The organism is Chitinophaga sp. CF118, assembly GCF_900112615.1.
GTDB lineage: Bacteria > Bacteroidota > Bacteroidia > Chitinophagales > Chitinophagaceae > Chitinophaga.
This window is the reverse complement of sequence record NZ_FOMK01000004.1, coordinates 669,494-681,700: the sequence shown is the minus strand read 5'-3', so window position 1 is coordinate 681,700 and position 12,207 is coordinate 669,494. Positions and strand designations below refer to the sequence as shown.

Sequence of the window (12,207 nt, the reverse complement as noted above, 5' to 3'; positions counted from 1 at the left end):
TATGGCCTGGAACGCTGAATTGTATAAAGAAAAGCATGCTTTTGTATTCCAATATGGCAATAGCCTGGTGGAATGGCTAGAACCAAAGGAAGGGGAAAAGATCCTGGACCTGGGCTGTGGCACAGGAGAGCTCACCGCACAACTGGCTGCTGCCGGCGCACAGGTAATAGGTTTAGACAGTTCTGCTGCCATGATAGCCAGCGCAAAGAACCACTTCCCGGACGTTAAATTTGTAGTGGCAGATGCTACCTCTTTTACATTACCGGAAAAGTTTGATGCTGTTTTTTCCAGTGCCGTCCTCCACTGGATCCGTCAGAAAGAGAAAGTCCTGGACCGTATCTATCAGCACCTGGTGCCCGGCGGACGCCTGGTACTGGAAATGGGAGGAAAGGGAAATGTGGATGATATAATTGGGGCGCTGGACAAGGCAATGCAAAAGCATGGATACACTTATAAGCCGATCTGGTATTTCCCTTCAGTAGGAGAGTATACTTCCCTGCTGGAAGAATACGATTTCCGTGTAAACCAGGTACAGTACTTTGACCGCGAAACCGAACTGGCCGACCCTGAGAACGGAATCATTGAATGGATCCGTATGTTTGGCGACCACATCTTTGAAGAAGTGCCGGCAGCAGATCAGGAGATCATCCTTCAGGAAGCACAGGAATCACTTCGTGCTACCAATTTCCGCAACGGTAAATGGTATACAAAGTATGTAAGGCTGCGCATTAAAGCAGAGAGAATAGAACCAGCAGAAGAAAAAGATCTCTAAACATCAAAAAGTAAAGCCCTCTTCACCGAAGAGGCCAGATATAATGAGTAAGAACTTTCAACATTTAGTTTCCACTGCAGTACCTATTGCAATAGAAAATATTGATACTGACCAGATTATCCCGGCCCGTTTCCTGAAAGCTACTACCAGGGATGGATTTGGAGAAAATCTTTTCCGCGACTGGCGTTATGATTCCAACAATCAGCCCAAAGCAGATTTTGCGCTGAACAATCCTACCTACAAAGGGGAAGTGCTGGTAGCAGGTAAAAACTTTGGCTGTGGTTCTTCCCGTGAACATGCTGCCTGGGCTATCGGCGACGCTGGTTTTAAAGTTGTGGTGAGCAGTTTCTTTGCAGATATCTTTAAAAACAATGCGCTGAACAACTTCATCTTACCCGTACAGGTAACAGATGAATTCCTGGAAAAGATTTTCAGCGAAATAAATAAAGATGTCAATACTCAGCTGGAAATAGATATAGAAAAGCAATCCATCCGTATCTTGTCTACCGGCGATGAAGCAAAGTTTGATATCAATCCTTATAAGAAAGCATGTCTGATCAATGGTTATGATGATATTGACTACCTGTTGAGTCTGCGTAAGGAAATTGAAACTTACGAAGCAGGCAGGGAGTTTAATTTTTAACTTTTCACATTACTGGTTTCGCTGTACATTTCATATTAAAACATCATTTAAATTAACAGTCAACTAAATGGGCGTAGACAAAAAGATACTAGTTATTCCAGGTGACGGCATTGGTCAGGAAGTAACAGCCTGGGGCCAGAAAGTATTAGTAACAATTGCTGAAAACTTTAAGCACAATTTTGTTTTTGATGAAGGCATCATGGGGCATGTTGCAATAGAAGCTACCGGTACTCCGCTTCCTGATGAAACATTGGAGAAAGCCCGTAAAAGTGATGCCATCCTGTTTGGTGCTATCGGCCATGCTAAATACGATAATGATCCTACGCTGAAAGTAAGACCTGAGCAGGGCCTGCTGAAGATCCGTAAAGAGCTGGGTTTATATGCCAATCTGCGGCCTATCAAACTGTTTGATGAATTGCTGGAAGCATCCAGCATAAAATCGGAAATCCTGAGAGGGTCAGATATCCTGTTCTTCCGTGAGTTGACCGGTGATGTATACTTTGGTGAAAAGAAACGTACAGAAGACCGTAATACGGCATCTGATCTGATGATCTATCACCGTTATGAAGTAGAACGTATTGCCCGTAAAGCATATGAAGCAGCCCGCACACGCCGTCACAAACTATGTTCTGTGGATAAGGCAAATGTGCTGGAAGCAAGCCGTTTGTGGCGTGAAGTAGTGCAGGAAATTGCGAAAGAATATCCTGATGTGGAAACAGAACATATGTTCATAGACAACGCAGCGATGCAGCTGATCAAAGATCCTAAACGTTTCGATGTGGTAGTAACAGGTAATCTGTTTGGAGATATCTTAACAGATGAGGCTTCACAGATTGCGGGTTCTATGGGTATGCTGGCATCTGCTTCAATAGGCGACAGTACCGGGTTCTACGAGCCTATACATGGTTCTGCTCACGATATTGCAGGTAAAGGTATTGCTAATCCACTGGCATCCATATTGTCTGCTGCACTGATGCTGGATATTTCCTTCGGTTTGAAGAATGAATCACAGCGCGTGATCAAAGCCGTAGATGCTACCCTTAAGCAAGGTTACCGTACAATGGATATTGCCAACAAGCATACTGACAATCACCTGATAATGGGTACCGATGCAATGGGTGCAAAGGTTTTAGAAAATCTGAGTTAACTTAAATAAACCAACTAAAGATGAGCGATAAAAATCGTGTATACGTCTTCGATACTACTCTCCGCGATGGTGAACAGGTGCCTGGATGCCAATTAACTACTGTTGAGAAAATTACAGTAGCAAAAGAGCTGGAGGCCCTTGGTGTGGATGTTATTGAAGCCGGTTTCCCTATCTCAAGTCCAGGTGATTTCCAGAGCGTGGTTGAAATATCCAAAGCGGTAAGTTTACCGGTAATATGTGCATTAACACGTGCCAATACAAAAGATATTGATGCTGCTGCCGAAGCCCTGCGTTTTGCTAAACGCAAACGAATCCATACAGGTATTGGTGCTTCCGATATGCACATCAAATATAAATTCAACAGTACCCGTGAAGATATTCTTCAACGTGCAGTTGATGCTGTAAAATACGCCCGCAAATATGTAGATGATATCGAATTCTACGCAGAAGATGCTGGTCGTGCAGACAACGAGTATCTCGCAAAGATGATACAGGCGGTGATTGCAGCAGGTGCTACTGTGGTGAACATTCCTGATACCAATGGTTACTGTCTGCCGGAACAATATGGTGCCAAGATCAAATACCTGATGGATAATGTATCCAACATTGATAAGGCTATCATCTCTGTACATTGTCACAATGACCTCGGACTGGCAACTGCCAATACGATTGCAGGTGTGATGAACGGTGCACGTCAGGTAGAATGTACCATCAACGGTATCGGAGAACGCGCAGGTAATACTTCCCTGGAAGAAGTAGCTATGATCCTGCAAACGCATCATACTCTCGGATATCATACCGGTATCAATTCCAAAAAGATTTATGGTATCAGCAACCTGGTGGAAACCATGATGCGTATGCCGGTACAGGCTAATAAAGCGATCATCGGACGGAATGCCTTTGCACATAGTTCCGGTATTCACCAGGATGGTGTACTGAAACATCGTGAAAACTACGAGATTCTGAATCCGGAAGATGTTGGTATTCCTTCCAACTCTATCATCCTCACAGCTCGTAGTGGTCGTCATGCACTGAAGCATCATCTGGAGCGCCTGGGTTACAACATTGATAAAGTAAATCTGGATGAAGTATATCACCGCTTCCTGGTGGTTGCCGACCAGAAGAAAGAGATCAGTGATGCTGACCTGATGGAACTGATGGGTGATGGTGATGCTACCAACTATGATGATAAAGCTATTAAAGTTACCTTGTTACAGGTAGTATGCGGAGACCCGCTGCGCCCTATGGCAACGGTGAAACTGAAAATAAACGGAGAGGAAAAAGAAGCCAGCGCTGCAGGTAATGGTCCTGTAGATGCAGCTATCAATGCTATCCATGAGATCATTAAAGATGATATCCATATAGATGAGTTTAACATTCAGTCTATGCGCGGTGGTAGTAAAGATGTGAGTAAGGTAAACATGCGGGTGATATACAAAGGTCAGTCTTATTATGGCTACGGTTATTCTACTGATATTGTAAATGCATCTATCCATGCTTATGTAGATACACTCAATAAGATCTACTAGCATATATCATAATATTGAAATAAGAAGGCTGTCTCATACTTTTGAGGCAGCCTTTTAATTTTAGTTCAATTGCTTTCGAAACCTTATTATTTGTATCCAATAATTGCTTTTTAAGCTTATTCCAGTAAAAAAAAGTAAAATATGGTAAGAAACTACAAGCTACGGTTAAAAAAAGATAGATTTACCCTTGTTAAAAGGGCTATTTTAGAACCCTTAAATTTCGCATATTATGAACCTGTTCAGATTAGATGGTAAAGTGGCTGTAATTACGGGTGGTGGTAGTGGTATTGGGCAAGCCATTGCAAAGGTATTTGCCGCACAGGGTGCAGCTGTACACGTTATAGAATTGAATGAAGAAGGTGGCCGTCAGACGATAGCTGATATCACCGCAGCGGGCGGGAAAGCCACCGTACATGGTTGTAATGTGGCACAGCAGGCCACTGTTATCCAGACCATGGAAAACATTATTAAAGCTGCAGGGAGTATTGATATCCTGGTGAACTGTGCAGGAATTGCACATGTTGGTAAGCTGGAAACCACTACTGAAGAAGATCTGGACAGAGTATACAGTGTGAATGTAAAAGGAACCTATAACTGCATGTATGCCGCCATCAAACAAATGAAGGAGCAGAAAAGCGGAGTGATCCTTAATGTGGCATCTATTGCTTCCAGCGTAGGGATTCCGGACAGGTTTGCTTATTCCATGAGTAAAGGAGCTGTACTGACAATGACATTGTCTGTAGCTAAAGATTATATCAACGATGGTATCCGTTGCAACTGTATTTCACCTGCACGCGTGCATACACCATTTGTAGATGGGTTTATTAGCAAAAACTATCCCGGCAAAGAACAGGAGATGTTTGAAAAGTTGTCTAAAACGCAGCCGATAGGCCGCATGGCTAAACCGGATGAAGTAGGTACGCTTGCTTTATACCTTTGTTCTGCTGAAGCTGGTTTCATTACAGGAACTGATTACCCGTTAGATGGTGGATTTATAAGATTGAACAATTAAATTGCATCCATAAACCACTGTATTCTATGAAAAATTGGTCATTCTTACTGCTTATCACAATTTTCTTTGCCTGCAATGAATCTGGTAAAAAACCTGATGGATCCGCTGATGGAGCGGCAGGAGATAATTTTACACCGGCTACTCCCGGAGGGAAAGTAGCTGTATCATTTCCTACAGGTGATACTGGTCGGGTGACGATTGCTTTTGAGATGAATGGCCAGTCTAAGGAAAAGACTTTTGATCTGCCGCTGGCAGATGATGCAAAGGCCGCTGACCTGTATCGTACGGTATGGGATAAGCCTAACAGCTGTTACATTGGCGTACTGATGAAGAAACGTAACACCCGTTATTATCATGCCAGCGTAGATGGTTCTGACCTGAAAATTAACCAGGTAGGTACACCTCCGGCAGCAGTATGGCAATATGCGGAACAAAAAGAGGGGCTCGGAAAGTTGGATCTGACAACCACTGTTACAAAAAATTACAGGAGGAACATTACATCAGGTAATATCATTGCAGATTTCATTGTTAAAATTCAGCCTGCTATTACTACTACAGATTCTGTTTATGTGTATGCAGAATTTGGTGGTGCAAATAAAACACTGCGCCTGCCGGTTCCGGATGGATACAGCGGAGGAATTATCTCTGCAAAAGAACATCCCGAAAACTGCACCGTAATATTTGCGAAGGGATCTATAATTAAAAACATAGCGGATGTGAGCGTGAAAGACGGGCATCTGCAGATTACAAACATGTAAATAACAAAGAAATATATGAAACTGATACGATTTGGAGCACCGGGAGCAGAAAAGCCGGGCATTGCAACAGCTACCGGAAACTTTGACGTAAGTGCATTCGGAGAAGATTTTGGAGAAAAGTTTTTTGAAACAGATGGATTAAGCCGCCTGTCAAAATGGTGGGGAGAGCATGCGAAAAATTGTCCCGCAATAGCTGAAGGTACCCGTCTTGGATCACCTGTACAACGTCCTTCCAAGATCATCTGCATCGGGTTGAACTATGCGGATCATGCTAAGGAAACGAATGCACAGATCCCGAAAGAACCAATCGTATTCTTTAAAAGTACGTCTTCACTTGTAGGTCCTAATGATAATCTGATCATTCCACGTAACAGTCAGAAGACTGACTGGGAAGTGGAACTGGCAGTCGTGATCGGCAAAAAGGCAAGTTATGTTGAAGAGAAAGATGCACTGGATTATATAGCTGGTTATAGCCTGCATAACGATTACAGTGAACGTGAATTTCAGCTGGAACGTGGCGGACAATGGGTGAAAGGAAAAAGCTGTGATAGCTTTGCCCCACTTGGCCCATGGCTGGTTACTAAGGAAGAAATTAAGGATGTGGATAATCTGCGCTTATGGCTGACCCTTAATGGTAAAACAATGCAGGATGGTACTACCGCTAATCTCATCTTCAAAATACCTTTCCTCGTTTCTTACCTTAGTCAGTTTATGACATTACTTCCGGGTGATGTGATCTCTACAGGTACACCTGCAGGTGTTGGACTGGGTATGAATCCACCGTTATATATCAAAGCAGGAGATGTGATTGAACTGGGTATTGACGGAATGGGAACATCCAAACAGACAGCAGTTGCATATAAGTAGGCCGGTAGCCATTTGTCATATATAACATAGTGTGTCAATCGTAATTTATAACTTATGGAAAGATATTGCCTGGCTTTAGATTTGAAGAATGATCCTGTCCTGATTGCGGAATATGAGGCATATCACCGCGAAATATGGCCTGAGATAAGAAAGAGTATCGTTGATTATGGCATAGAGAATATGGAAATATACCGGATCATGAACAGATTGTTCATGATCATGGAAGTGAATGATACTTTTGACAGTGCAAAGAAGGATGCAGCGGATGCCGCTAATCCTAAAGTGCAGGAATGGGAAGCACTGATGTGGAAATATCAGCAGGCGTTGCCGGTTGCTAAGCCCGGAGAGAAATGGGTGAAGATGGATAAGATCTTTGCGCTATAGTACGATTTAACGTTATGAAATAATGATAATAGACGCGCACCAGCATTTTTGGAATTATAACCCGGTAAAGGATGCCTGGATCACAGATGATATGAAAGTGATTCAGGATGATTTTTTACCACATCATCTGCTGCCTGTATTAATGGAAAACAATGTAGATGGTTGTGTGGCAGTACAGGCAGATCAGTCTGAAGATGAAACAGCATTCCTGCTGGATCTGGCGGCAAAAAATGATTTTATAAAAGGAGTAGTAGGATGGATAGACCTGTGTGCAGATAATATCCACGAACGACTTACCTGGTACAATCAATTCAGTAAGTTAAAAGGATTCAGACACATTGTACAGGGAGAGCCTGATCCTGAATTTTTGTTACGGGAAGATTTTTGCCGCGGTATACATGCGTTGGCAAAGTATTATTTTACATACGATATACTGGTGTATCCTTTACAGTTACCTGCCGTTACTGCTTTCGTGAAGAAATTCCCGCAACTGCGTCTCGTAATAGACCATATGGCTAAACCGGATTTCAAATCCGGCGATATAAAGGAATGGGAAAAACATATGCGGGCCATTGCAAAAGAACCGCATGTATATTGCAAACTGAGCGGACTGGTTACAGAGGCCGACTGGCAACACTGGGAGCCTGCACATTTTGCTCCTTTCCTGGATGTGGCACTGGACGCTTTTGGACCCAACAGGTTGTTATTTGGTTCAGACTGGCCGGTGTGCAAGCTAGCTGGCTCTTATACGGAAGTAAAGCAATTGGTAACTGATTATATCAGTCGCCTTACTGCTACAGAACAGGCAAATATCATGGGCGGAAACGCAGTAAGGTTTTACAATCTTTAAAACAAATTAAACCATTCACATGGATCTGGGATTAAAAGACAAAGTATTTATAGTTACAGGTGGAGCTAAAGGAATCGGAGAAGCTATATCTAAACTGGTAGGGGCAGAAGGTGGTATCGCGGTTATTGCCGGAAGAAGTGCAGAAGATAACGATAAAACAGTAGCAGCAATTACAGCTGCAGGCGGGAAAGCTATTGGCGTTACCGCTGAATTGGGAGAAGTGGCAGATTGTAAAAAAGTAATCGACTTTACAATAAAACAATATGGCCGTATAGATGGTCTGGTGAATAATGCAGGTGTGAATGATGGGGTAGGTTTGGAAAGTGGCAGTCCTGAAAAATTCATGGCTTCCCTGCAAAAGAACCTGTCACACTATTACAACCTGGCGCATTATGCCCTGCCATACCTGAAAACTACCAAAGGGAATATTGTGAATATTGGTTCTAAAGTAGCAGATACCGGTCAGGGTAATACTTCCGGTTATGCAGCTTCCAAAGGAGGTATTAATGCACTGACCCGTGAGTGGGCTGTAGAACTGTTGCCTTATAGCATACGGGTAAATACAGTGATTCCGGCAGAAGTGTGGACACCACTGTATGAAACCTGGATCAGCTCCCTGCCTAATCCTAAGGAGAAGCTGGCATCTATTGTATCAAAGATTCCGCTGGAACAACGCATGACTACTTCCGCTGAAATAGCGAATATGACCGTGTTTTTATTGTCCGGTTTATCGGCGCATACAACCGGCCAGATCGTTTATGTTGATGGAGGATATACGCACCTGGACAGATCAATCAGTTAAATTATAAGAGCCGGCTAAAGAGTAAAATGAAGGCGCTAAGAATCGCGTAAAAGCGGTTTAGCTTCCTGGGCTTTAGCCGGCCCACTTAATATATTTCATCACAACAAACTACCTATCATGGCAGGAGCTGCAGTTCCAAATTCCACCGTTAAGGCAAACATTGATACAAATAAAAGTTATCTCATTCCGCTCATCCTCGTTACCAGCCTGTTCTTTTTATGGGGACTGGCATACGGATTACTGGACGTATTAAATAAGCATTTTCAGGAAGTATTAAATGTTACAAAATCACGCTCCACATTATTGCAGCTGTCTTATTTCGGTGCCTACTTCCTGATGGCATTACCGGCAGGACTATTCATGAATAAGTATGGTTACAAACGAGGAATTATTCTTGGATTACTGCTATATGCTATAGGCGCTTTCTTATTCTATCCTGCTGCAGGCAGTCTTAGCTTTAATGGTTTTCTGATAGCCCTGTTTATATTGGCCTGTGGTCTGGCTTGTCTGGAAACAGCGGCCAATCCATATGTGACAGTATTAGGCAGCCGCGAAACATCCGAACAGCGTTTGAACCTTTCACAATGCTTTAATGGACTGGGTTCTTTTCTCGGTCCAATAATAGGTGCCATGTTGTTTTTTGAAGATAAAGAAAGTGGTGGTGGTGTGAAAGATCTTTCTACTGTTCAGCTTACATATATTATCATTGGTGTAGTGGTATTGCTGATTGCTGTGTTCTTTTACCGTACTGCTTTGCCGGAGATAAAAGAGGAAGAACAAGCCGGGAATGAAAGCATTGCAAATACAAAACCATTATTTGAACATTCACATTTTGTATTGGGAGTGATCACACAATTCTTTTATGTGGCAGCACAGGTTGGGGTAGGTGCGTTGTTTATTAATTACGCCACGGAATATTGGAAAGGAACCAGTAGTAAAGAAGCATCCTATCTCTTATCCATAGGTATGATCTTATTCCTGGCTGGCCGTTTTATTGGTACCGCTATTATGAAAAAGGTGCAGGCCAATAAATTACTGATGCTGTACGCGTTGATCAATGTCGCACTTTGTGCTGTTGTGATGGCTGGACATGGTGCATTATCAGTATATGCCCTGATTGCTATTTTCTTCTTTATGTCTATAATGTTCCCTACCATATTTGCATTAGGGGTGAAGGATCTGGGAATCCATACCAAACAGGGTGCCTCTTTCCAGATCATGTCTATTGTAGGAGGTGCGATTGTACCTTTTGTAATGGGAACAGTAGCAGATAAACAATCTACTGCTTTAGCTTATGGTGTACCACTCATTTGTTTCCTGGTAGTATTCTTCTATGGCGGATGGGGGTATAAAAGGACGTTGAGATAAGTCAGGAGTTATCTGTTTTAGCAGGATGAATTGAATTAATGTTATTTGGGGCTGATTTCTATCTTGAAGAATAAGTCCCGGGATAAAAAAGTCAAAAAACGTTTAAGCTGGTCTTTTTAGACCAGCTTTTATTTTTCCTATAAAACAATAGATTCTAAGTAGATAAATGTCCTATCAAACACTTACCAATCTCCTATGAAAAGTGTTACTCACTAGCAACTCTCCTGGGAGATGCTCCGAAGACTTTCCGAACTTAATAGCACAACGTTTCCCCATTCCCCTTTTTGCCTTACTTTCACTCCATGAAATGGCGCCTGTTACTTTTTTGCCTGTTTGTCCTGAAAGGAGTAGAAGCACAAACCCTGCAGCTAAGGCTGAGCCATGCTGTAAAGGGTGTGCCTATGGTATTGGGTAATACAACTTATCTGAATGCTGCTGGAGATACTTTTAACATCACCCTATTCAAATATTATCTTAGTAATTTCTCTTTAACAGATACCACTGGTCGGATAGTAAGAACCGCATCAGGATGTTTTTTGGTGAGTGAGGATAGTGTAGCATCAAAGATGATTAGCTTAAAGCTTCCAGAAGGGCATTATAACAGCATTTCTTTCCAGATAGGTGTAGACAGCTTACTGAACTGCAGTGGGGCACAGAGCGGCGCATTAGACCCTTTATATGGCATGTTCTGGACCTGGAACAGTGGTTATATCATGGCGAAGCTGGAAGGGGCTTCTCCTTCTTCCCAACTACCCGGACACAGGATTGAGTTTCATATTGGTGGTTACAGGGCTCCGCATATCACTCAGCGTATGGTAACATTACCTCTTCCGCAAACATTGGTTATTTCTGGAAGTGGTGCATCGAATCTCAGCCTTGTGGGAGATGCTTACAGTTGGTTTCAGGGGATCAGCTTCCGGCAACTGGCAGGTTTTATGACACCCGGAACGCCGGCAGACCGTATAGCAGATAATTATCAGCATATGTTTTCAATACATCAAAAATGACTCGTAAAGCGGTATATCTACTCTCTGTTTTTTGCCTGTGGTTGCTGATCATAGACATGAACAGTCATGCCGGTGATCCCGGTCCGGAGTACTATACCCTGGTGTTACCCCCTGGGTTGCCCAAACCAGTGTACGACTTCTCACAGAATCCGCTTTCCAGACAAGGAGTTGCATTGGGCCGCTACCTGTTTTATGATGGAAAACTATCCCGCGATAGTTCAGTTTCCTGTGGGTTTTGTCACCAGCAGTTTGCTGCCTTCGGACACTTTGATCATTCATTGAGTCACGGGATCATGGGCCGGATGACAACGCGTACAGTACCCACGCTTTTTAACCTGATCTGGCAAAAAGACTTTATGTGGGATGGCGGAGTGAATCACCTGGAAGTGCAGCCTTTATCACCTATCATGAATGAGAATGAGATGGGTATGGATCTGAAAGAACTGATCACCCGTTTACAGGGGAATAAGACTTACCGCAGGATGTTTAAAGCAGCATTTGGTACAGAAGAAGTAACCAGTCAGCGGATGTTGAAAGCACTTGCTCAATTCATGGCAACTATGATCTCCTTCGAATCGAAATATGATAGTGTGATGAGAAAATCGCCGGGCGTATCTTTTACAGCAGAAGAGCAGGGCGGGTATAAAACCTTTCAGCAGAAATGTGCAGCCTGCCATAAAGAACCCTTTTTTACAGATTTCAGTGTGCGCAATAACGGGTTACCTTATCTGCCATCCATGAATGATATTGGCCGGATGCAGATCACTAATAATACGGCCGATTATCTGAAGTTTAAAGTCCCTTCCCTGCGTAATGTATTAGTGAGTGCCCCCTACATGCACGACGGACGATTCTTTGATATTTTCAAGGTATTTGCGATGTATGATCATGGACAGGAGAAGGGAAATACAATAGATCCACTGGTGAAAAACGGGATTCCTTTATCAGCAAAAGAACAAAGGCAGTTATATATGTTCCTCAATACGTTGACAGATAAGAATTTTCTCAATAATAAAGAGTTGAAAGAAGTAATGATAGTTGATTGATAGTTCATATGTTTCAAAATGG

The 12,207-nt window shown here is 42.8% G+C and carries 13 protein-coding genes; all 13 read left to right on the top strand.

The window, feature by feature from the left end; all coding sequences use genetic code 11:
- The first annotated feature begins 1 nt into the window (after position 1).
- The 13 genes from BM176_RS19015 to BM176_RS18955 all read left to right on the top strand — a co-directional run bounded on the left by BM176_RS19015 (position 2) and on the right by BM176_RS18955 (position 12,185).
- Positions 2-772: a methyltransferase domain-containing protein gene (locus BM176_RS19015; RefSeq protein ID WP_090105877.1), complete on the top strand. Its 771-nt coding sequence runs from the start codon at positions 2-4 to the stop codon at positions 770-772.
- 43 nt (positions 773-815) lie between these two features.
- A complete protein-coding gene (gene leuD / locus BM176_RS19010) occupies positions 816-1,415 on the top strand; it encodes a 3-isopropylmalate dehydratase small subunit (RefSeq protein WP_090105876.1) in 600 nt (199 codons plus the stop codon).
- A 67-nt stretch (positions 1,416-1,482) separates the two neighbouring features.
- On the top strand, positions 1,483-2,562 hold the full coding sequence (leuB, locus tag BM176_RS19005; protein WP_090105875.1) for a 3-isopropylmalate dehydrogenase: 1,080 nt from the start codon (positions 1,483-1,485) through the stop codon (positions 2,560-2,562).
- Positions 2,563-2,582: 20 nt separating this feature from the next.
- Positions 2,583-4,091: a 2-isopropylmalate synthase gene (locus BM176_RS19000; RefSeq protein WP_090105874.1), complete on the top strand. Its 1,509-nt coding sequence runs from the start codon at positions 2,583-2,585 to the stop codon at positions 4,089-4,091.
- Positions 4,092-4,320: 229 nt separating this feature from the next.
- Entirely contained in the window at positions 4,321-5,103 is a 783-nt protein-coding gene (locus tag BM176_RS18995; RefSeq protein ID WP_218162236.1) for an SDR family NAD(P)-dependent oxidoreductase, read from the top strand.
- Positions 5,104-5,129: 26 nt separating this feature from the next.
- Positions 5,130-5,861, top strand: coding sequence for a hypothetical protein (locus BM176_RS18990; RefSeq protein WP_090105873.1), 732 nt, complete (start codon positions 5,130-5,132; stop codon positions 5,859-5,861).
- Positions 5,862-5,876: 15 nt separating this feature from the next.
- Positions 5,877-6,728 carry a fumarylacetoacetate hydrolase family protein gene (locus BM176_RS18985; protein WP_090105872.1) on the top strand — a complete coding sequence of 284 codons (852 nt, stop codon included), beginning with the start codon at positions 5,877-5,879 and terminating at the stop codon, positions 6,726-6,728.
- Between the two features lie 54 nt (positions 6,729-6,782).
- Positions 6,783-7,112, top strand: a complete 330-nt coding sequence (locus BM176_RS18980) for an L-rhamnose mutarotase (RefSeq protein WP_090105871.1) — start codon at positions 6,783-6,785, stop codon at positions 7,110-7,112.
- 22 nt (positions 7,113-7,134) lie between these two features.
- Entirely contained in the window at positions 7,135-7,962 is an 828-nt protein-coding gene (locus tag BM176_RS18975) for an amidohydrolase family protein (RefSeq protein ID WP_090105870.1), read from the top strand.
- Positions 7,963-7,981: 19 nt separating this feature from the next.
- Positions 7,982-8,764 (top strand): L-fucose dehydrogenase, encoded by a 783-nt coding sequence (locus tag BM176_RS18970; RefSeq protein ID WP_090105869.1) that lies wholly within the window; start codon positions 7,982-7,984, stop codon positions 8,762-8,764.
- Positions 8,765-8,881: 117 nt separating this feature from the next.
- Positions 8,882-10,132, top strand: a complete 1,251-nt coding sequence (gene fucP / locus BM176_RS18965; protein ID WP_090105868.1) for an L-fucose:H+ symporter permease — start codon at positions 8,882-8,884, stop codon at positions 10,130-10,132.
- A 302-nt stretch (positions 10,133-10,434) separates the two neighbouring features.
- Positions 10,435-11,139 carry an MbnP family protein gene (locus BM176_RS18960; RefSeq protein ID WP_090105867.1) on the top strand — a complete coding sequence of 235 codons (705 nt, stop codon included), beginning with the start codon at positions 10,435-10,437 and terminating at the stop codon, positions 11,137-11,139.
- The gene (locus BM176_RS18955) at positions 11,136-12,185 is read left to right on the top strand and encodes a cytochrome-c peroxidase (RefSeq protein ID WP_090105866.1); all 1,050 of its coding nucleotides are present in this window, start codon (positions 11,136-11,138) and stop codon (positions 12,183-12,185) included. The genes BM176_RS18960 and BM176_RS18955 overlap by 4 nt, the downstream gene beginning before the upstream one ends.
- Positions 12,186-12,207: the final 22 nt, after the last annotated feature.

Excerpts from the sequence above, each read along its gene's own strand:
- BM176_RS19015 (WP_090105877.1), top strand. The coding sequence starts at position 2 with ATGGCCTGGAACGCTGAATTGTATAAAGAAAAGCATGCTTTTGTATTC.
- leuD (WP_090105876.1), top strand. The coding sequence starts at position 816 with ATGAGTAAGAACTTTCAACATTTAGTTTCCACTGCAGTACCTATTGCA.
- leuB (WP_090105875.1), top strand. The coding sequence starts at position 1,483 with ATGGGCGTAGACAAAAAGATACTAGTTATTCCAGGTGACGGCATTGGT.
- BM176_RS19000 (WP_090105874.1), top strand. The coding sequence starts at position 2,583 with ATGAGCGATAAAAATCGTGTATACGTCTTCGATACTACTCTCCGCGAT.
- BM176_RS18995 (WP_218162236.1), top strand. The coding sequence starts at position 4,321 with ATGAACCTGTTCAGATTAGATGGTAAAGTGGCTGTAATTACGGGTGGT.
- BM176_RS18990 (WP_090105873.1), top strand. The coding sequence starts at position 5,130 with ATGAAAAATTGGTCATTCTTACTGCTTATCACAATTTTCTTTGCCTGC.
- BM176_RS18985 (WP_090105872.1), top strand. The coding sequence starts at position 5,877 with ATGAAACTGATACGATTTGGAGCACCGGGAGCAGAAAAGCCGGGCATT.
- BM176_RS18980 (WP_090105871.1), top strand. The coding sequence starts at position 6,783 with ATGGAAAGATATTGCCTGGCTTTAGATTTGAAGAATGATCCTGTCCTG.
- BM176_RS18975 (WP_090105870.1), top strand. The coding sequence starts at position 7,135 with ATGATAATAGACGCGCACCAGCATTTTTGGAATTATAACCCGGTAAAG.
- BM176_RS18970 (WP_090105869.1), top strand. The coding sequence starts at position 7,982 with ATGGATCTGGGATTAAAAGACAAAGTATTTATAGTTACAGGTGGAGCT.
- fucP (WP_090105868.1), top strand. The coding sequence starts at position 8,882 with ATGGCAGGAGCTGCAGTTCCAAATTCCACCGTTAAGGCAAACATTGAT.
- BM176_RS18960 (WP_090105867.1), top strand. The coding sequence starts at position 10,435 with ATGAAATGGCGCCTGTTACTTTTTTGCCTGTTTGTCCTGAAAGGAGTA.
- BM176_RS18955 (WP_090105866.1), top strand. The coding sequence starts at position 11,136 with ATGACTCGTAAAGCGGTATATCTACTCTCTGTTTTTTGCCTGTGGTTG.